The organism is Paenibacillus sp. ALE3, from assembly GCF_054113405.1.
Genome location: NZ_CM134214.1, coordinates 3625967 through 3645106, shown reverse-complemented (window position 1 = coordinate 3645106; position 19140 = coordinate 3625967). Strand labels below are relative to the sequence as shown.

Below are 19140 nucleotides of genomic sequence, written 5' to 3'. Positions count from 1 at the left end.
CGTCTCATACACTGTCAGTGTAGCGATTTTAGAGGCAGCTTTTTTTACTTTGTTATTTCTCCGTTTTTAACGCTGAGGTTTAAAACGTATGTTGTGAAAGATTTGGTTAAGCACCTCAGAGATTACCAAACCGACTGCTATCGCTCCTGCGATCATCAGTGTGCTCATGGCCAGCTCCAGTGCCTGAGGATAATGTTGTTGTACGAACTGGCGCATGGCATTATAAGCCATTCCTCCTGGCACCAGGGGAATCATGCCTGCCACGCTGAAAATAATCACAGGCATTTTGTACAGTCTAGCAAAACCTTGACTGACGATGCCGATAAGGATCGTGGCTAAAAGGCTGGCGCTCACAGGTCCCATGCTATCCGTGGTTGAATAATAGACAAGCCAGCCCAGCATACCGACAAAACCACATTGCAGCAGCGAGCGTCGGGGGGCATGGAACAGTATGCCGAAAGCAGCGGTGGCAATAAAGCTTGTGAATAATTGTGCAAGCATAAGCTTGAATCTCCTCCAAATTACATATAAGAAATGATAACTGCAACACCAGCTCCAATGGCAAAAGACGTCAAGCAAGCATCTGCACCTTTGGAAAGCCCTGAGACAAGGTGCCCGGACATTAAATCCCGAAGGGCATTTGTAATTAACAACCCTGGCACCAATGGCATGACGGAGCCAATGATAATTTTATCCATCATCTGTCCCCCGCCGACGATCACTAACAGAGCCGCCAGCAAGCCGATTAGAAAAGATGCAGAAAATTCTGAGAAAAACTTAACCTTAACGAGCCTGTGAAAATATTGTAAGGCTGCAAATCCGATACCGCCGCACAACACAGCTCCGGGGAAATCTCGCCACACTCCACCAAACATGATCATAAAGCAACCGCTGGCCAACGCTGCAGCGATCAGCTGTACACGATTGGAATAGCGGAGGGGACCACGTTCAATTTCCGAAAGCTCTTTTACGGCTGCACTGGGAGACAAGGTGCCTGCGCTGATTTTACGTGAAATGGAGTTCACCTCGGTCACCTTGTGCAAATCTGTAGTCCGCTCTACGATCCGGATTAGCTTGGCAGGTTCCGTATCATTAATGGCAAAAAAAATTCCAGTGGGCGTTACATAGCTATGGGACTGGGATATGCCATAGGCCGAAGCAATGCGGGACATCGTGTCTTCAACACGATAGGTCTCGGCTCCATTTTGCATCATCAGTTTGCCTGCTAGCAGACAAACCTCAATGATTTCAGGAGTAGGATAGGAATGATTATTCATGCTCGCTCTCTTTCATGCGCCCCAGGTCGTTCGACCCTGTTGTTTTCATTTATTGTAGCACAAAAAGCCGCCTTTTCAGAGGCGGTTAAATTGGGGGAATCTATGGAGTTTATCGAGATTCCATCGTATCAGGAATAACGGTATAGTAAGACTCTTCTAGGTATGTTGCGGCCTCAGACAAGCTCATCAACTTAAGCTGCCCTGTTACAAAAGCACGAAGGGCTGAATGGGTGAACAGATGCCGTGTCTGAGCATCTCGAATAAAGGCCAGTCTGGCTTCATGCGAACCGCTGCGGAACAACTCACGTACAGCTTCACCTTGTTGTTCCCAGAGGAACGGCTCCGTTACGTTCAAGAAGTCGCTCTCAATAGAAGAGCTACGCTTCATAGAAGAAGATGCCTGAATACCCAAGCCATTCAGTGTAGGAGCAACTTCATTTTGCTTACGCTCTGTTCGCAAGCTGTCGATGTAGGCGGCCATATCTTGAATCGGCAGAATGCCAAAGCGCTCCCGAAAGCATTCGCGTACAAATGCAGTACGTTCATCCACAGCTTGCAGAGGACGCTGACCGGCATGTCCAGAATAGTCAGCTCCACTGGCATAGTATCGTTTTAATGAACTGTTTTCTGTATAAACAACGCTTAGAAAATCTTGCAAATGGCGGGCAACCACCCATACCCCCGTCCAATCGACGGGAGAAACGCATACAATCGGAGCCTGTGAAAGGTCCTTTTCAAGGCCAAAATCGGTTAAAAAGCCATAATGTATCCCGTCCACTCCAGCGTGGGCAAAAGGAATAACATCAGGCGGTGTAGCCATATATCGTGGAGCGCGGCCCTGTTCCATAATCAATCCCAAATCAAAACTCAGAGAATGCCGGTTCGCTTCAAGCTCCTGTTCAAACTCTATAAGTGCCTCAATCAAAGGTGTGGCTGATCCGTAGGCTAAGTTAGAACCGGAATCCATTGTGTATACCTCCCTTATCCAAGTACATCTGTAAAGCGTTCATCCCTAAAAGGTACGTGATTTTACACGAAATGTAAACCTGTATGACGAATTTTTTCAAAAATGTGACCTTTTACCCGTGTGCTGTCAAAATAAAACGCTTTCGTTCAAACCAGGACAAGATACCTATGTTAGCGCAGTAGTGAAGTAAAGTAAGTTTGCGAAAATGCAGTCTTTTCAGTGTATGTTATCACCTGAGAAGGGTGAATGAGAGATACGGGCTGGGAAGGTAAGGGTGCAACGTAATAGGTCAACGGGTATAATATCAGGACAAGGTATAGAGAGTGTCATCCAAAGATTTAACAGAAAGAAGTGGGCATATGAACTTGCAAAAGAAGGCTGTTTTTTTTGATGTAGATGATACGATGTACGATCATTTGCACCCTACACGTGATGCATTGCGTACAGTATTAGGATTAAGTGAGCGTTTTCCATATGAGGAAGTCTACCACCGTATTCGCTATTACAGCGATTTACTATCGGCTAAAGGAGGACTATTGGAGGGGAAAGCAGGGCAGGATGAACTGGATGATATGAGGGAAGGTCGTTTTATTCTGGCTCTACGAGAATTCGGGGTAGATATTACCCGTGAGCAGGCAGTGCATGTCCAACAAGAATACTTGGATCGTCAGTACCGAATTGAGTCTTTTGAGGGGGCTACCTCATTAATCGATGAATTGAGCTCGGCTGGCTATTTGGTCGGTTTGATTACGAACGGTCTTGAAGAACATCAGATGAGCAAAATTAAAGCTATGACACTGGAAAATCATGTTGCGGCAGAGCATATTTTTGTGTCTGGGACCGTTGGTTATGCCAAGCCTGATCCGCGCATTTTCGAAATAGTGAACGAACGGACAGAAACTTTAGCAGAGTATTGCTGCTACATTGGGGATTCCTGGCGTAATGATGTGGCGGGAGCTATAGCTGCAAATTGGCGGGTAATTTGGTTCAATCACAGGAATGCTATCCCGGAATCTGATGTGTCGGGAGGCTATGAAACTGCGGCAAGCTATGCAGAGCTAAGAAGGCTGCTCCTGCCCGACGCACGTTAGACGCGGTACATATCGTGTCATCTAAAAGAATCCAACCTATTTTGAAGCTATTTCAAAAGCTGGTCCGTAATACTATTTATCTGTTATAGATCTAACTTCATTTGAAATGGGTAGAACAGAGAAGGAGGGATCGCGCATGGTAGAACAATGGAGGCAGGCAGACGACATCATAAGTCAAGTGACCGTATATAGTACGGAGGATAATGACCCAGTTACCATAAAAACAGCCACCCAAGGCGTCCGCTGTATCGGCATTGGGACAGATGCGGCCGTATTTACGCTCGATACGTTGCCAGGCTACGCGTTTAAGGTGTATTCAGACATGGCGATCGAAAAAAAAGATGCAGAGGCCGATGTATATGAGCGTTTGCAAGGTTCTGATTTTTTTCCTCATTATTACGGAAAAGGCGATAAGTATATTGTCATTAGTTACGAATCTGGTATTACGCTGCTGGATTGCCTGCTGCAAGGAATTCCGGTGCCGGAGCAGGTCATTGAGGACGTGGAAAAGGCGAGGGAATTTGTTCGGTCCAGGGGGCTGAATCCTCGTGATATTCATCTCAAAAATGTACTCATGCAAGATGGACGCGCCAAGGTACTAGATGTATCTGAATATGTAAAAGAAGGCGATGACAAGCGTTGGGAGCATTTGGTGTGGGCGTATCATACGTTCTATTCCGGTTTCTCCGAGGTTAAGGTTCCTTCATGGATTTTGGAGACGATCAAAAAATGGTATTACAAGCTGGACAACTCCAGCATCAACCTGGAGGAGTTTGCCCAACGTGCCAGTCAATTGTTTTCTAAATGGAAATCATAACCGCTGTGAAGGATACCGAAATACAGCCCTATCCTTCTATACAAAAGGATTGCACCCGCTTTACGGGAGCAATCCTTTTCTTTTATCTGAAATCTCTAGGCACTCTTCTGGCCGTACCGCTCGCAATCGCGGCTTGAATCACCTTTTTACGCACCTGTTGTACGGCGCCCTCGTTAAATACACCCGGGATAATATACAGTTTGTTTAATTCATCGGGACGGATTGTGCTTGCGATAGCTTCTGCGGCTGCCAGCTTCATCTCTTCGTTAATTTCACGGGCGCGACAGTCCAGTGCTGCTCGGAATATGCCGGGGAAGCAAAGTACATTGTTAATCTGGTTAGGATAGTCTGAACGTCCGGTAGCGATGACCCCTGCAATGTCCTCGACATCCTCTGGGTTAATTTCAGGGACCGGGTTTGCCATGGTGAACAGGACAGGAGCTTCCTTCATGCGCTTCACGTCTTCTCGTTGCAATATTCCGCCTGCCGACAGACCGATAAACACGTCCGCGTCCTTCAGAACTTCAGATAGCGTGCCGGACAGCCGTTCGGGGTTGGTATGCTGCGCATACCAGTCCCACATCGGATGCTCATAGGTTTCATCAGCTGTAAGCGCACCGTTCCGGTCTACACCAATAATGTTCACTGCCCCTGCAGATAGCAAAATTTTGGTACAGGCCACACCTGCAGCCCCGATACCGCAGACGACAATTTTGACGTCAGACAGAGCTTTGCCGACCACCTTGAGCGCATTAATCAGCCCTGCGTACAAAACGACAGCTGTGCCATGCTGATCATCATGAAAAACAGGTATGTCCAGCTCGTCACGTAACCGCTGTTCAATTTCAAAGCATCGTGGCGATGAAATATCCTCTAGATTAATACCGCCAAAGGCTGGGGCCAGTTGCTTAATGGCTTTAATGATTTCTTCCGTGTCCTGCGTATCCAGGCAGATCGGGAAGGCATCGACGGACCCAAGCTGCTTGAACAGCATAGCTTTGCCTTCCATTACCGGCATGGCTGCATATGGACCGATGTTGCCGAGTCCGAGGACAGCGCTTCCGTCAGAGACGACAGCGACAGTATTGCGCTTGATCGTTAACCGGAAAGCTTTGTCCTGCTCCTCATGAATTGCCATACATACGCGCGCCACATCAGGAGTGTATACCCGGGATAAGTCGTCACGGTTTTGAATTGGGACCTTGGGCTGCATTTCAATCTTGCCCCCGAGATGTAAGAGGAAGGTGCGATCAGAGATGGACAGTACCTTTACACCTTGTGCTTTTTTAATCCGGGCGATCATTCGGTCAATTTCTGCTGGATCAGCAATGGTGACTGTAATATCTCTCACAGTGGCCTTCTCAGAAGTGCGGATGACGTCAATGGCAATGACATCTCCGCCATGTTCGTTTACCAACGTAATCAATTGACCAAACTGGATGTGCTCGGTGGAAATTTCCAGTCGTAAAATAATATTTTTACCGCCAATACCGCCTTGCATACAAATTCCTCCTTTGTCTTTCATAACAAAATAGTGAGATCAATTGATTGCGCTTACAATCGGGAGCAAGTCTAACATCTGAGCTGATAGTTTAAATTAGTGGTTTCTTCCCCTATCATAGTGAACATTCTTCCACTTGTACAGATCAAGCTGAGTAAAATCCATGATTTTGTATCCAAAAAGGACGAAAGCCCGGCTGAATTCCAGTCCAAGCAATCGTCCTTTGTACAACGAAATGATCCATTTTTTGTTTACGTCATATTTTTGCCGTAGTAAATTTCATCCATTTCGATTTTGAGTCGTGTTGAAATATTCTGTTGTTCTTTTTCACTCAAACTTTCCTTTGTGTAGCCGAACAGATAGTTGTCCAAATCAAATTGTTTTAGCTTGCATTTGGTATGGAAAATATTTTCCTGATACACATTCACGTCGATCATGTCATACTGATTGCGCACTTCGTCGGGAATATAGTTTTGAATCGAAGCAATGTCATGGTCGATAAAAAGCTTATGACCATTCGTATCACGTGTGAAGCCGCGTACCCGGTAATCAATCGTCATAATGTCAGTGTCAAAAGAATGAGTCAGATAGTGAAGTGCCTTGAGCGGAGAGATTTCCCCACAGGTAGAGACATCAATATCTGCACGAAACGTGCTAATCCCCTCGTCTGGATGATATTCAGGGTAGGTGTGAACCGTAATATGGCTTTTATCCAGTTGTATCACGACAGACTCAGGTAGGGGGCCTGGTGACTCTGCATACGATTCATTCGGTACCTCCACAATCGGCCCTTCTGATATAAGCACTGTCACGCTTGCTCCTTGAGGGACATAATCCTGCTGAGCAACATTGAGTACATGGGCGCCGATAATATCGGATACATTTTTTAAAATAGCTGTCAGTCGATCCGAGTTATATTGTTCATCAATATATTCAATATACGCCTCGCGTTCCTCTTTCGTTTTGGTGTAACAAATATCGTACATATTAAAGCTCAATGATTTGGTCAAATTGTTAAATCCGTGCAGGGTAATCCGCTGTTCCGGTGTTATGGTCATAGGCTATTTCCCCTTATAGTCAAAGTATTCATACGTAATATTCCCAACACGCCTCTTCATATACCGATTCATACAATCCGTTCTGTAACGGACAAAATAAAGACTTGAATATGTATGTCTTACCCGTTTGGCATATTTAAAAACAGGCAGGGTCACTTGAGATCCTCTCGATTTTACATGTATGGGAATTTAACGTTAATATACTTTATTTCTTACTCAGCAATTTTTAAGTAACAGGGCTTATAATGTGGACTATGTATACAGGAAAGGAACGAAATTGACAGTGGATTCGTAATGTAATAGAAAATTTTAGGTTCGTAATTCCTGAATTTAATGTATCTTATCTTCATAATGCCCAAATCTTAACCGAATATGATTATAGACCCTCAAAAATAGTGACTTTGTACATTGCGTAAAATGAGAAAAGCAACTTCAGCTAGTGATATGCGTATAATGAAATAAACGTAACAAGCTAAGAATTATGATGTTAAATGAATTTTTGATAGCAAACTCATTTTATAAATCTATCTCATGTTACTGTAAGAAAACGGTGAAAGGAGTATCAAGATGCTGGCTTTGTCCGATCCGGTCTGGACTCTGCTCCAAGGCCCCTACGGTTCTTCTCAATACGTCCCAGAAATGTTAAAACAGCTCCAAGCCGGATATGATGGCGAAATAGCTGACACCTTGTATTGGGAGGAATTGTATCACCAAAATACGTTGTATACTTGTACATTTGCGGCTGTACCTTACCTAGTAGACATTGCGCTAAAGAGTTCTGATATAGGAATTCGGGCAGATATATATAACATTTGCGGAATATTTGAAGCGAAGAATAATAATCCCTTACATACCAAAATCCCGTTGGAATTTGCAAGGGATCAGGTAGAAGTGGATTCTAGCCTGGCAGAATATATCTACGCGCAATATCGAAGTGCCATCGTTCGCCTTGCAGAATTGACGGAAGAAATGGTGCTCTATGCGAAAGAACATGAAGAAGATGTCGGCAAGCGCTATGTCCTTGCTGCGGCTGCCGCCTTTGAGGGGTATCATTGCGTAGCCTATATGCTGCAAACCTATGATACAGGTGACGAATATATGCTGGATTGTCCCCATTGCGGTACCCCGCTCTATATTTGGCCTGATGAACAGGGTGACACTCTGGTTGTCTATGATAAAGACCCTGTCAGTTCAGGCGATCTAATCCCCTATCCGATTCGCCCCCGTTCATTGGACCATAGAGGTGCAAATATACAGTGGCTACACGAATATGCTCAAAAAATAGATGAGAAATTACTTCTTGCCCAGCTACCTTACTTAAACGGTTGGGTAGAATGTCCAGTGTGTAATTCACCCATATATATATGGGATGAATTGATGAAAATGGCTGATGGTGTTCGGAGGTATACCGCTTAACCAACAAAAAAAGGGGGCTGTTTTTTACAACCCCCTAATTTCCTTTTGTATTATTACACTCTTCTTCGTGTGCTTTACTGCAGTCTACTCTCTAAACGGATTCAAAAAGGTTTTAGGAATGTCGGATTCAAAACGCAGCAATACTCCGGTGACGGGATGTATAAACGACAATACCTTTGCATGCAGACCAAGGCGGCCAATCGACTTGGACTTAGAGCCGTATTTTTTATCCCCAACAATCGGATGACCGATATCCTCCATATGCACGCGAATTTGATTTTTGCGTCCGGTCTCCAAACGTACTTCCAGCAAAGAAAAATGCCGATTGGCCTGAAGCCGCTTGTAATGAGTGACTGCGTGCTGTCCGTCATTCGGATAAGGACTGGAGTACATTTTTAGCGTCTTGCTTTCTTTCAGCCATGAGGTGATTGTGCCCGCTTCTTTTTTTACCTGTCCTTCTACGAGAGCAATGTATGTTCGTTCATACACAACTTCCTTCCACGCTTGTTGCATTTCCTGCTGTATGGCTTCGCTTTTCGCAAACATCATCACTCCTGATGTATCACGATCCAAACGATGCAGTACAAAAATACGGTTGTACGGATGCTCGCGTCGTACGTGGGCTGTAAGCTGGCGATATGCTGTGACTTCCTGCTCCAGCGCAGAAGCGACAGAAAGCAACCCGGCATCTTTATGGATAACGATAATAGCTTCGTCCTCATGCAAAATACGCAGCCCGGTTAGCGGCACCACAGGAGCTACCTTTTCCTTGGAGAGCGCGACAGTCTGTCCTTGCTCCAGCGGAAAATTATGCACAGTACGAGGAATACCATTGACGGAAACTTGTCCACGCGCCAATGCTGATTTAATGGAATTACGGCCCATACCAGTCACATGCTCAACTAAAAAGCTCAATAGCTCGGCAGGCTCCTGAACGATGTATGTTTTGGCAGGTGCTTTATCCAAAGTATGGGTTTTCCGTTGAGCTTCCGGTCTATAGGAGCCAGATTTTCCGGCGGGTTTGTGGTTGCGCCTGGAATGGCTTGAGTTTGAAGTTGATTTTGTATGATTTTTCCTTTGAGGTTTCCGATTATTCATGGGTTCTTTCTCCTTCTTGGAGCCGTATCTCTTCATAGTTATGGACCATTTGCGGCACCGTGTCCACTATATCATGAGAAAACAGCGAATGCCATAAAAGACTAAAACCCGATTGACAGACTTCCAGCGGTTGAACATTACCCTTAACCCCGGTAAACTAAAGGTAACGAAAGAAAAGCCGATATGCGTCGAGGACGCTAGAAATATGAGGAGTTTTGAAACTATGAGTGTACAAGCACCAACATTGGAACGGGCGCAGGACTTGCTGCAAAAATTTTATGGCTATCCCGATTTCCGGGAGGGACAAAAGAAAATTGTGGCCAGTATGCTGGAAGGCAACGACACGTTGGGCATCATGCCAACAGGTGGCGGAAAATCGATATGCTACCAGATTCCCGCGTTGTTGCATGAGGGGCTGACCATTGTTGTGTCACCACTGATCTCGTTAATGAAAGACCAGGTGGATGCGCTGACCACGATGGGGATTGCAGCTGCCTACATTAATAGCACGTTGAGCGGTCGAGAAGTCAACGACCGTATCCGCGCCGCACGGAACGGAGATTTGAAGTTGCTGTATGTCGCCCCTGAACGGCTGGAACTGGATTGGTTCCGTGATGAGATGGCTCAGTTACCGATTTCCTGCGTTGCGGTAGATGAGGCTCACTGTGTATCCCAGTGGGGTCATGATTTTCGTACCAGCTATCTGGCGGTGGCTCCATTCGTGGACGGGCTGTATGAACGTCCAATCGTAGCTGCGTTTACGGCAACGGCTACACCGCAGGTTATGGATGATATCGTACGCCTGCTTCGTCTGCGTTCACCGGAAACGTTCGTTACAGGTCTTGGAAGGCCGAATTTGGCATTCAGTGTGCTGCGTGGGGAGGACAAACGTAGCTTTTTGCTAAATTATGCCCGTGAACATGAGGGTGAATCGGGCATTATTTATGCGGCGACACGTAAGGACGTGGATGATTTATATCAACGCCTGCGCGACGCTGGCATGGCAGCAGGACGTTATCATGCAGGAATGACTGATCAGGAACGTGCAGACAGCCAGGAAGGGTTTCTTTACGACGATATCCGTGTTATTGTCGCAACCAATGCCTTCGGTATGGGGATAGATAAATCAAACGTACGTTATGTCATTCATTACAATATGCCTAAAAATATGGAGGCGTATGTACAAGAAGCAGGACGCGCAGGACGTGATGGTGACCCAAGTCAATGTATTTTGCTGTTCGGACCGCAAGATATTGTGACCCAGAAGTTCCTGATTGAGCAAAATCCACAGGATGAAGACCGCAAGCGCAACGACTACCGTAAGCTCCAACAGATGGTTGACTATTGTTACACGACTCGCTGCCTACGTTCAGCACAGCTGGAGTATTTCGGAGAAGCGCAGGAGCATGAAGCCTGCGGCATATGCAGTTCATGTACAGATGAGCGGGAACTGGTGGATATGACCATAGATGCGCAAAAGATTTTTTCGTGCATACATCGTATGCGGGAACGGTATGGGGTTTCAATGGTAGCCTCGGTGTTGAAAGGCTCGCGCAACAAAAAGGTGCTGCAGTATGGTTTTGACAGCCTGCCAACCTATGGTGTGATGGGCAACCGAACGGAAAAAGAAATTGCTGAAATTATCAATGTTCTTGTTTCGGAAGGCTATTTGATGCTATCCGAGGGGCAATATCCGGTCGTACGCTTGCAACAGCTTGCTGCTGAAGTACTGAGAGGTCAGCGCGAAGTCATGCAGCGTGTGGTCCGGCATGCCACTGCTTTTGCAGGTGGAGCGGGATCACGTGGACGAAAGGGACGCGATACCTACCCTGCCGCAGTCAACGAAACTGTGTTCGAGCAATTGCGCCTGATCCGCCGTGATCTGGCCGCTCAGGAGCATGTACCGTCTTATATCATCTTCAATGATGCCACGCTGCGAGAGATGAGCGTAGCGAGTCCGCAATCCGAGGCAGACATGCTGCGGATCAAGGGTGTTGGTGAAGTGAAGTTCCGCAAGTATGGCAAGCCGTTTCTTGATTTCTTTCAAAATCAGGGGAATACTGGCGGAATGGTGATCGAGGATGAGATCTTTGCAGATGATGTGTACGAGGATTTTGAATAGCTATACTAAGGATGTAAGAGTCCATGCAAACTTATAGAAGGTTGTGACCTATGAAAGTCATTTTATCAACGTTAAACGCAAAATATATTCATACCTCGCTGGCCATCCGATGCCTCAAAGCCTACAGTGAAAAGGATTTTGATATCGAGCTGGCGGAGTATACGATTAAGGACCCGGTGATGAACATCGTATCCGATCTATTTCAACGAGGGGCAGATGTCATCGGTTTTTCCTGTTATATTTGGAACATTGAAGAGACGATTAAAGTCATTGATGTGTTGAAAAAGATTATGCCCGAGGTCAAGATTGTTTTGGGTGGCCCGGAGGTATCTTACGATACAGAGCACTGGATGAAGCGCTTGGCGAATGTGGATTTTATCGTTGTTGGTGAGGGAGAGGAAACTTTCCATCAACTGCTGCAAGAGCTGGAAGGGGATCGCAAGTTCCATTTTGTATATGGACTGGCTTACCGTAAGGGAGAAGAGGTCATTATCATGCCGGGTCGTCCAAAAGCGGACTTGAACGAGCTGCCGTCACCATATCGTTTTGCAGAGGATATCCCAGAACTCGGGAAACGGGTTGTGTATTTTGAAACGAGCCGGGGCTGTCCGTTCAGTTGCCAATTTTGTCTGTCCAGCATTGAGGTCGGGGTGCGTTATTACGATATCGAGCGCACCAAGTCGGATATTCTGTATCTGATTGACAATGGGGCTAAATTGATTAAATTTGTGGACCGAACCTTTAATATTAAACGCGATTATGCGCTGGAAATGTTCAAGTTTTTGATTGAAAATCACCGTGGCTGTGTCTTCCAGTTTGAGATTACGGCAGATATTATGCGTCCCGAGGTATTGGATTATTTGGCGGAGAACGCGCCACCGGGGGTATTTCGCTTTGAGATCGGTGTCCAGTCAACGAATGATCCCACCAATGAACTGGTTAAGCGCCGCCAGAACTTCACCAAGCTTTCCCGGACTGTTACAAAGGTCAAGCAAAGCGGGAAAATCGACCAGCATCTGGATCTGATCGCCGGATTGCCATTGGAGGACTACAACACATTCCGTAAAACGTTTAATGACGTTTTTGCGCTTGGACCGGAAGAGCTTCAACTGGGCTTCCTCAAAATGCTGCGTGGTACTGGTCTGCGCATTGATGCCGATAAGTATAACTATACGTATATGGATGTTGCGCCGTATGAAATGTTGAGCAATGACGTCCTTTCTTTTGCCGACATCGTACGACTCAAACGCTTGGAAGATGTATTGGAAAAATACTGGAACTCTCATCGTATGGACCATACGGTGAACTACCTGATTGAGCGTGAATTCTCGTCCGCCTTTGATTTCTTTCAGGAATTCGGAGACTACTGGGAAGGACAGGGCTGGCAAAAGATTGGACATCAACTCGAAGACTTGTTTACGCGCCTCCAGTCCTTTTTGGAATCGCGGGGAACCAAGCGAATGGATATGGTGCTTGGGCTGATGAAGCTTGATTATTTCCTCAACCATAAATATAAGCCGCGCAAAATCTGGTGGGAGCATACTTTGGAGAAGGACGATTGGTCCAGCTATATGAAAATGGCTCTTCAGCACCCGGATGCGTTGCTGTCCCCTGCGGCGGCAGATGTGAGCAAGGAGAATACGGGTGAGACGGATGTGGCTAGTCAACAGCCGCAGCCATACCGCGAGATGATCCCAGCCTTTGCTTCTTTAAAGCTGGGTGAAAAGGAACTGCAAAAGCACGCTGTGCTGGATGTGCTGCCGTTCAGTCTGGATCATATCCTGAGTGGTGGTAGCCCATTAACAGCCGAAGGCCGCACATTGCTGCTTGTAGTCTATCAGCAAAACGGACAGCAAAAACCGCTGTACTACACCATGCCCATCGGCAAAAACATCGCCGCGATGTAGTATAAACAACAGAAGGCATCAACTCTTGGTATACCATGAGTCGATGTCTTCTTTTTTTATTATAAAAACATAGCTGACCACTTCAATTTTTTACATTCGGGAAACCTAGTGCTTTACGATTTTTTACAAAACCAATATATGATGAAATTATCATATATGAATATTAAATTTATTGGAGTGTGACCTTGTGAAAAAGCCTTCCATGAAAAAGAGTATCCTTGCGTTAAGTGCTGTGACCGTTTTGACTGTACCCTTATTATCTGCTGATATCCCTACAGCTTTTGCAGCCGCGACTTCTACGAAGTCCACTGTTGCAGAGTCCAAGGCACAGAAGGCTGTATCAGCTAAAGCGGATACTCCTAAAAACGTCATTCTTTTTATCGGTGATGGTATGGGGGAAGCCAGTCGCAACGCGATTCGCTTAGCAACGGTTGGAAAATCGGGATTGCTTGAAATGGACAAGATGCCTATAACGGGTCTGGTTAGCACGAGTTCAGGGGACAACCTAGTTACAGACTCTGCCGCTGCTGCGACTGCCATTGCAACAGGTGTGAAAACGTATAACGGCGCGATCGGAATGGATTTGAATAAAAAACCAGTGACAACAATTATGGAACTGGCTAAAAAAGCAGGCATGTCTACAGGAGTGGTGACGACAAGCCAAGTGACAGATGCGACGGGCGCTGCCTTTGGTGCGCATGTTGAGAAGCGCTCCGCGCAAAGCGAGATTGCCAAGCAGTATCTTGAGAAAGGCAAGCTGGATGTGATTCTGGGCGGGGGTGAGGATTTCTGGTACCCTGCAGGAACACCAGGCAAACATCCAGATGCACCGGCAGAAGATCCTGAGGAAGCTAGTAAGGGAACTCAAGGAAATTTGGTGGAACAAGCGAAGAAGTTGGGCTATAGCTATGTGACAGATCAGGCTGAAATGAAAGCAGCCAAAGGCTCTAAACTGCTAGGTCTATTCGCCAATGAAGAAATGTTCCAAGCTCACAACAAACTAGGCAATTCTTACAACCCAACGGTTTCTTTACCGGATATGACAGCGAAAGCGATTGATGTTCTATCCAAAAACAAAAAAGGCTTTTTCCTGATGGTAGAGGAAGAAGGAACTGATGAGATGGCGCATGACAATGAAGGTGAATTAACCATTAAAGCTGGGCAGCAGCTGGATAAGGCTGTCAAAGTAGCTAAGGACTATGCCAAAGCGCATCCAGATACTTTGGTGTTAGTGACGGCAGACCATGAAACAGGCGGTTTGGCCATTGAAGGCGAAGATGCGGAAGATGAATCCGGTGAAGGTGTCTCCAAAGAGGATGGCCCTTTTACCGTAAAAGGTTCTGATGAGAAGTTTTATATCGACTGGACCACAGGAGGACATACATCCGTTGATGTAGCGCTAACTGCAATGGGTCCGGGTTCCTCCCAATTTAGTGGAAATTACCCGAATACGGCTATTCATGACAAGCTGGTTAAGCTGCTTCAATTAAAAAAATAGCTCAGGGTGAAAGCTGCCCATAAAAGGTTTTCCATATTGTCAATATGGTTTTTCTTGTGATAAACTATAGCCAATAGGTATATACTTAAAAAAGAGTAAGGATGCTCTAACATCCTCACTCTTTTACAACAGCCGCTTATAAGGGCGGTGGCTGTAGGGTTGGATTAGTAAAATAGACCGCTAACCTTTTCCAGAGGGCGGTCTATTTCTTTTTGTTGAAGGAAATAATCAAGATAAAAGTTGAAAATCATTATGAGTTCTTAACCAGTATAGGTGTTACGTAACTCATTTAAAAATTGCACAGCATCTTTGAATCCCTATAAATATATTTGGTATGTTCGAGATGTATTTTGTCGATTTCAGAAATCCGGGGGCGGTGGCGATGGGAAGCACCATCCGTCTGCGTAGTGGCACGACAGGTAACTTTTAAATTTATGAACATGCCGAATAGGCTCAACCTTTACTCCTCCGTTGTTTTCTTCCCCCACACAAATTTCATTATAAAAAATATAATTGTCAGCATGATGAGAAGCAATGCCACCTGCAAGCCATAACGATGAATCAATTCTCCTGCTGCTTGTACATGGTCACCAAAGAGACGTCCGAGCAGGAAGAAGATCAGCGTCCAAATCAAGCCCGTTGAATAAGAGAAGAGGGCATAGCGTTTGAAGCTCATTTTATTGATCCCCACAATATAAGGGACAATGTGGCGAACGATTGGCAGCAAGTAGCTGATGCATATCGTGAAGTTTCCATACTTATGTACTAAATTTTCTGAAAAAGTAATATACTTGTCCATTTTTTTCTTTCGGCGCAAACGATCCAAAATGGGTGTACCCAAGCTTCTGCCCAATACATAACCTAAGGATAGGCCTGATACAACCCCAAGATATACAATTAAAAAAGCAGGTAACGGATGAAGTATCCCCATGCTTGTTACGGCCCCGCCAGTCATCACTATAACTTCGTCTGGAATGGGCAGTCCCACAATTCCGAGCCATAGAGAGAAGAATAATGCTGCATAGCCATATTGTTCGATAATGGAAATTAAATATTCAACATCCATCCCCATACTCCTTTCTTAAGCTTTCTTTCGGCATACATAGACGAATGCGGGTGGAACATTCATAGGTACAAACTTGATTTCTTCAATATCAAACCATTCACCTAACTGCTGCTTCATCTGTTTAGAGTATTGAAAGGCAACAAACATTCCTCCATCCCTGAGTGATAGATGAATTTGTTCTACGATTTGATCTCGCATCGCTTGTGGAAAGTTGAAGAATGGCAGCCCGCTAATTATACAGTCGAGCTGTTCAATTTGGGCATTTTTCATAGCAAGCTGAAGCTCACGCGAGTCGGAATAGCACAGATAATTCGGGAATCTTCTTTTTAAACTCTGCTGCATGGTCGGGTCCTTCTCAAAGAGCAGAACTTTGGGATGAATTTTTGTCGTAGACGGAATGTATTGGGTAATTGCGCCTGTTCCAGCCCCGAGCTCCGCCACGGCATGAACTTCACTCCATGGAATGGATTCTATCATATTTTTAGCTAAAAATCTGGAACTGGGTGTTACGCTACCTACATATGCAGGTGAGTACAAAAATTTGAATAGGAACATAAGTCTCTCATGAACCAAATGACTAATACGGATCATACACCTTTCCCCTACCTTCAATTTTCAATATACGTTCATTTATTCTCTGCTAAGAGTAACAAATTATCCCTTTACTTGCTCCTGTCTGGAGTAGGGTTCAGTTCCCCGTCCTGCGGAGGGGGCTTTCCTTGACTATGGTCTAGGAAAAAAGAAAAAGAGTACGTATGGCTCAGTCCGTATTCATTCAGTTATCATTCAGCATTCCCTCAGGCTGCCTTCAGTTTTGCTACCGATGAAAGAGAGGTGGGCAGCTAAAAACACTATGTACATTGAGAGGGGATCTACTTTGTCACTATCCATTAACAGGCATCTCATCAAGACTTCGACTTCCTACGATAATTCGAATACGCTGAAGTCAAATGAGAATGGACTAAATAACACGGGGCATACCACACACAAGAAATCTAACGATTCACTCGAATTAAGTGCGGAATTTATGGAATATGCCGGGGGTATGCAGGCTCCACTTCCTACGGAAAACTACAGTTATGACTACAAGTACGACCAGGATACTGTGGCGCTGACTACGGATGAACAGAAAGCGTTGTTGTCAGATTTACAAAATTACTTAACGTCTTCAAGTGCTTTATCTGAAATGAATGAAATCAACAACAGTACGAAAAATCCTTTGGCTGCAGTCAGCGACTTGTTATCCGGGGTGGATCTTTCGACAGCAACAGATGAGGAAGTATCCAATTTATTCGATAAGATAGCAGAATCCATCCAAAATAATCGCCCTGCGCCGCCTGGAGATGACTCATTCCGACCTGAAGTTGATGGCAGTGGTCTGCCTCCAATGATGCAGGCGATGGGTGGAATTATGCCCCCATTTGCATGGAATATTCAGGCGACTACCAATCAAGAGGATGACACCACTACATCTGAAAAAGAGCTTACGGTAGATGAAAAAAGATCCTTACTGAGTGATTTGCAAAACGTCCTGAGTTCCGAGCTTCTATCCGGCTCCGTATCTGCAGAAACAGATGAGCAAACAGATCTGATTTCTGCATTGAAAAACGCATGGGGAAACACAGATGAATCGAATGCAACAGATGAAGAAATATCGGCTTTATTCGATAAAATCGCTAAGATGTTCGAACAATCTATATCATCTTCGTCCTAATCTTTAGGATGCAATAGCATACCTTAGAACCGGTTAGCCCACACCTGTAACCCAAACTTAACTTTAAAAAAGGGGAATTTTTCTATGAATATTTCAGCGACCTCCAGCAATTCTATATCTATTGCAAGTACTTCATCTTCATCCAGTGCCAACAATACAGCCAGTCTGGAAAAGCAAAAAGCTCAGCTTGAAGCAGAGTACACCAAGGTACAACAAAGCAAAGATAATAAAGATACAAAAGAAACAAAAATGAAGCAGCTTCAGCAGCAAATTAAACAAATTGAAGCCCAGATTGCACAGCAAAGTTCTCAATCCAGCAGCACGTCAACACCAAAAACTGAAAAGTCCGCTCCAAGCAATATGGAAATGACTCGCGCCAGCAGCTCGAATGGCAGTGATATTACTGGGGTTGGAAAATCACTGGATATTTCTATCTGATCATCCCATCTCTTCTTCTGTAAGCCTGACGATGATACAAAAGACAGCAGGCTCTCTGTTTCATAGGGAGCCTGCTTTTTTGCGTTTACGTCGGGTTAAAATGAATCATGTGACTAAACTTAGAAAAGTATATACAATAAATAACAGTAGGAAGATGAAAGGTTTCTAACTTTAGTATTTTATAGATTGAATCAGTAGTGTTAGTATACATTCTAAATTGGAGGATTTAAGCCATGACGCTGGAACCTCAAATGAGTCGAAGTAGTAAGGATGAAGCTCGTTTCGTCAGAAACAAGTTGATTGAGTTTAATGCAAAACACGTCCCAGCAGATATTCAAACTCAATATGAAGAGATTAATCTTACGCTGAAAAATGGAGAAGGTCAGGTCATCGGCGGTCTTCTAAGTGTACTATGTTGGAACTGGGTGGAGGTTGATATTTTGTGGGTAGATCAGGTCCATAGAGGAAAGGGCTACGGTTCGCAATTGCTTGATGAAATCGAACAAATGGCTAGAGATAAAGGATGTAATTTTATACAACTAAATACCTTTTCTTTTCAAGCGCCTGAATTCTATGAGAAACATGGGTATGAAGTAGTCGGTGTCATTGAGGAGGCTCCTAGAGGCTTTAAACACTATTATTATAAGAAAAATATCTACTGAGGACTCCGAATATGCGCGTACAGATCAAGGAAGTAAATAAAGATGAAAAGGTCATCATTCGTAGTATTGGCGAGGAAAAGGTATACGGCTACTGGACATCTTTTTGGTGTGAACTGACCTCGGGATATGCGTATGTTGTTCCGTATAAACAAAGCTTGGACAAGTTAATTCCTGGCTGTGTCATTTCGGTTGAAATTTCTCAATCCAGTATAGAAGGGTTCAGAAGACTGAGGCCTACTGAAAAGACAGGCGTTGTTCGCCCACAACCAAAGCTAGGCGACTATTGGATTCAAGGAATGATACAACAAGTGATGCAAGGCGAAGCAGGCGGGATAGAATGTCTGGAGATTGTTGTAGGAGATGCTACGTTTGTTTTAGATTCGGAAGAAATGAATGGTGATATCCACGTTAAAGCAGGCGATGGTGTCTCCTTTGAAATTATAGGTATGCAGTTGTTTGAAGAGGGACTGTGATTGTTCTGATTGGAATACCATATTTAACCAATTAC

18 protein-coding genes are annotated in these 19140 nt (G+C 44.9%); 10 read left to right on the top strand and 8 right to left on the bottom strand.

What is annotated here, in order from left to right; translation table 11 throughout:
• Positions 1-66 precede the first annotated feature (66 nt).
• The 3 genes from ACXHJ2_RS16165 to ACXHJ2_RS16155 form a co-directional block, all read right to left on the bottom strand.
• Positions 67-501, bottom strand: coding sequence for a threonine/serine exporter family protein (locus ACXHJ2_RS16165; protein ID WP_013370005.1), 435 nt, complete (start codon positions 499-501; stop codon positions 67-69).
• Positions 502-521: 20 nt separating this feature from the next.
• Positions 522-1277, bottom strand: a complete 756-nt coding sequence (locus ACXHJ2_RS16160) for a threonine/serine exporter family protein (RefSeq protein WP_165081370.1) — start codon at positions 1275-1277, stop codon at positions 522-524.
• 109 nt (positions 1278-1386) lie between these two features.
• The gene (locus tag ACXHJ2_RS16155; RefSeq protein ID WP_165081372.1) at positions 1387-2244 is read right to left on the bottom strand and encodes a hypothetical protein; all 858 of its coding nucleotides are present in this window, start codon (positions 2242-2244) and stop codon (positions 1387-1389) included.
• Between the two features lie 359 nt (positions 2245-2603).
• Between ACXHJ2_RS16155 and ACXHJ2_RS16150 the strand changes: the two genes are divergently transcribed.
• Positions 2604-3335, top strand: coding sequence for an HAD family hydrolase (locus tag ACXHJ2_RS16150; protein ID WP_165081374.1), 732 nt, complete (start codon positions 2604-2606; stop codon positions 3333-3335).
• Positions 3336-3471: 136 nt separating this feature from the next.
• The gene (locus ACXHJ2_RS16145) at positions 3472-4152 is read left to right on the top strand and encodes a protein kinase family protein (RefSeq protein WP_165081375.1); all 681 of its coding nucleotides are present in this window, start codon (positions 3472-3474) and stop codon (positions 4150-4152) included.
• Between the two features lie 82 nt (positions 4153-4234).
• Here ACXHJ2_RS16145 and ACXHJ2_RS16140 read toward each other — a convergent pair whose 3' ends face one another.
• On the bottom strand, positions 4235-5653 hold the full coding sequence (locus ACXHJ2_RS16140) for an NAD-dependent malic enzyme (protein WP_058829207.1): 1419 nt from the start codon (positions 5651-5653) through the stop codon (positions 4235-4237).
• 251 nt (positions 5654-5904) lie between these two features.
• Positions 5905-6711, bottom strand: coding sequence for an adenosylmethionine decarboxylase (gene speD, locus ACXHJ2_RS16135; RefSeq protein WP_058711818.1), 807 nt, complete (start codon positions 6709-6711; stop codon positions 5905-5907).
• 567 nt (positions 6712-7278) lie between these two features.
• Here speD and ACXHJ2_RS16130 point away from each other — a divergent pair.
• Positions 7279-8127 carry an RING finger protein gene (locus tag ACXHJ2_RS16130; RefSeq protein ID WP_040101831.1) on the top strand — a complete coding sequence of 283 codons (849 nt, stop codon included), beginning with the start codon at positions 7279-7281 and terminating at the stop codon, positions 8125-8127.
• 84 nt (positions 8128-8211) lie between these two features.
• Here the strand turns inward: ACXHJ2_RS16130 and ACXHJ2_RS16125 are convergent, their stop codons facing one another.
• Complete coding sequence (locus ACXHJ2_RS16125) at positions 8212-9225, bottom strand: RluA family pseudouridine synthase (protein ID WP_165081376.1); 1014 nt, start codon at positions 9223-9225, stop codon at positions 8212-8214.
• Between the two features lie 223 nt (positions 9226-9448).
• On the opposite strand from ACXHJ2_RS16125, the gene recQ reads away from it, so the two are divergent.
• The 3 genes from recQ (at position 9449) to ACXHJ2_RS16110 (ending at position 14752) form a co-directional block, all read left to right on the top strand.
• The gene (recQ, locus tag ACXHJ2_RS16120) at positions 9449-11347 is read left to right on the top strand and encodes a DNA helicase RecQ (protein WP_165081377.1); all 1899 of its coding nucleotides are present in this window, start codon (positions 9449-9451) and stop codon (positions 11345-11347) included.
• A gap of 50 nt (positions 11348-11397) precedes the next feature.
• Entirely contained in the window at positions 11398-13254 is a 1857-nt protein-coding gene (locus tag ACXHJ2_RS16115; RefSeq protein WP_165081378.1) for a B12-binding domain-containing radical SAM protein, read from the top strand.
• 187 nt (positions 13255-13441) lie between these two features.
• Positions 13442-14752, top strand: a complete 1311-nt coding sequence (locus ACXHJ2_RS16110; protein ID WP_165081379.1) for an alkaline phosphatase — start codon at positions 13442-13444, stop codon at positions 14750-14752.
• A 460-nt stretch (positions 14753-15212) separates the two neighbouring features.
• On the opposite strand, the gene ACXHJ2_RS16105 is transcribed toward ACXHJ2_RS16110, so the two are convergent.
• Both ACXHJ2_RS16105 and ACXHJ2_RS16100 read right to left on the bottom strand, forming a co-directional pair.
• Positions 15213-15818 carry a DedA family protein gene (locus tag ACXHJ2_RS16105; RefSeq protein WP_013370019.1) on the bottom strand — a complete coding sequence of 202 codons (606 nt, stop codon included), beginning with the start codon at positions 15816-15818 and terminating at the stop codon, positions 15213-15215.
• A 15-nt stretch (positions 15819-15833) separates the two neighbouring features.
• Complete coding sequence (locus tag ACXHJ2_RS16100; protein ID WP_013370020.1) at positions 15834-16409, bottom strand: class I SAM-dependent methyltransferase; 576 nt, start codon at positions 16407-16409, stop codon at positions 15834-15836.
• 232 nt (positions 16410-16641) lie between these two features.
• On the opposite strand from ACXHJ2_RS16100, the gene ACXHJ2_RS16095 reads away from it, so the two are divergent.
• The 4 genes from ACXHJ2_RS16095 (at position 16642) to ACXHJ2_RS16080 (ending at position 19105) form a co-directional block, all read left to right on the top strand.
• Positions 16642-17532: a hypothetical protein gene (locus ACXHJ2_RS16095; RefSeq protein WP_238791371.1), complete on the top strand. Its 891-nt coding sequence runs from the start codon at positions 16642-16644 to the stop codon at positions 17530-17532.
• 84 nt (positions 17533-17616) lie between these two features.
• Complete coding sequence (locus ACXHJ2_RS16090; protein WP_165081383.1) at positions 17617-17970, top strand: FlxA-like family protein; 354 nt, start codon at positions 17617-17619, stop codon at positions 17968-17970.
• Positions 17971-18203: 233 nt separating this feature from the next.
• Positions 18204-18632 carry a GNAT family N-acetyltransferase gene (locus ACXHJ2_RS16085; protein ID WP_058829214.1) on the top strand — a complete coding sequence of 143 codons (429 nt, stop codon included), beginning with the start codon at positions 18204-18206 and terminating at the stop codon, positions 18630-18632.
• 11 nt (positions 18633-18643) lie between these two features.
• Positions 18644-19105 carry a hypothetical protein gene (locus ACXHJ2_RS16080; RefSeq protein WP_129548916.1) on the top strand — a complete coding sequence of 154 codons (462 nt, stop codon included), beginning with the start codon at positions 18644-18646 and terminating at the stop codon, positions 19103-19105.
• The last annotated feature ends 35 nt before the right edge of the window (positions 19106-19140 follow it).

Excerpts from the sequence above, each read along its gene's own strand:
- ACXHJ2_RS16130 (WP_040101831.1), top strand. The coding sequence starts at position 7,279 with ATGCTGGCTTTGTCCGATCCGGTCTGGACTCTGCTCCAAGGCCCCTAC.
- ACXHJ2_RS16100 (WP_013370020.1), bottom strand. The coding sequence starts at position 16,409 with ATGATCCGTATTAGTCATTTGGTTCATGAGAGACTTATGTTCCTATTC.
- recQ (WP_165081377.1), top strand. The coding sequence starts at position 9,449 with ATGAGTGTACAAGCACCAACATTGGAACGGGCGCAGGACTTGCTGCAA.
- ACXHJ2_RS16150 (WP_165081374.1), top strand. The coding sequence starts at position 2,604 with ATGAACTTGCAAAAGAAGGCTGTTTTTTTTGATGTAGATGATACGATG.
- ACXHJ2_RS16080 (WP_129548916.1), top strand. The coding sequence starts at position 18,644 with ATGCGCGTACAGATCAAGGAAGTAAATAAAGATGAAAAGGTCATCATT.
- ACXHJ2_RS16155 (WP_165081372.1), bottom strand. The coding sequence starts at position 2,244 with ATGGATTCCGGTTCTAACTTAGCCTACGGATCAGCCACACCTTTGATT.
- ACXHJ2_RS16095 (WP_238791371.1), top strand. The coding sequence starts at position 16,642 with ATGAAAGAGAGGTGGGCAGCTAAAAACACTATGTACATTGAGAGGGGA.
- ACXHJ2_RS16140 (WP_058829207.1), bottom strand. The coding sequence starts at position 5,653 with ATGCAAGGCGGTATTGGCGGTAAAAATATTATTTTACGACTGGAAATT.
- ACXHJ2_RS16125 (WP_165081376.1), bottom strand. The coding sequence starts at position 9,225 with ATGAATAATCGGAAACCTCAAAGGAAAAATCATACAAAATCAACTTCA.
- ACXHJ2_RS16085 (WP_058829214.1), top strand. The coding sequence starts at position 18,204 with ATGACGCTGGAACCTCAAATGAGTCGAAGTAGTAAGGATGAAGCTCGT.
- ACXHJ2_RS16105 (WP_013370019.1), bottom strand. The coding sequence starts at position 15,818 with ATGGATGTTGAATATTTAATTTCCATTATCGAACAATATGGCTATGCA.
- ACXHJ2_RS16090 (WP_165081383.1), top strand. The coding sequence starts at position 17,617 with ATGAATATTTCAGCGACCTCCAGCAATTCTATATCTATTGCAAGTACT.
- ACXHJ2_RS16160 (WP_165081370.1), bottom strand. The coding sequence starts at position 1,277 with ATGAATAATCATTCCTATCCTACTCCTGAAATCATTGAGGTTTGTCTG.
- speD (WP_058711818.1), bottom strand. The coding sequence starts at position 6,711 with ATGACCATAACACCGGAACAGCGGATTACCCTGCACGGATTTAACAAT.
- ACXHJ2_RS16115 (WP_165081378.1), top strand. The coding sequence starts at position 11,398 with ATGAAAGTCATTTTATCAACGTTAAACGCAAAATATATTCATACCTCG.
- ACXHJ2_RS16165 (WP_013370005.1), bottom strand. The coding sequence starts at position 501 with ATGCTTGCACAATTATTCACAAGCTTTATTGCCACCGCTGCTTTCGGC.
- ACXHJ2_RS16145 (WP_165081375.1), top strand. The coding sequence starts at position 3,472 with ATGGTAGAACAATGGAGGCAGGCAGACGACATCATAAGTCAAGTGACC.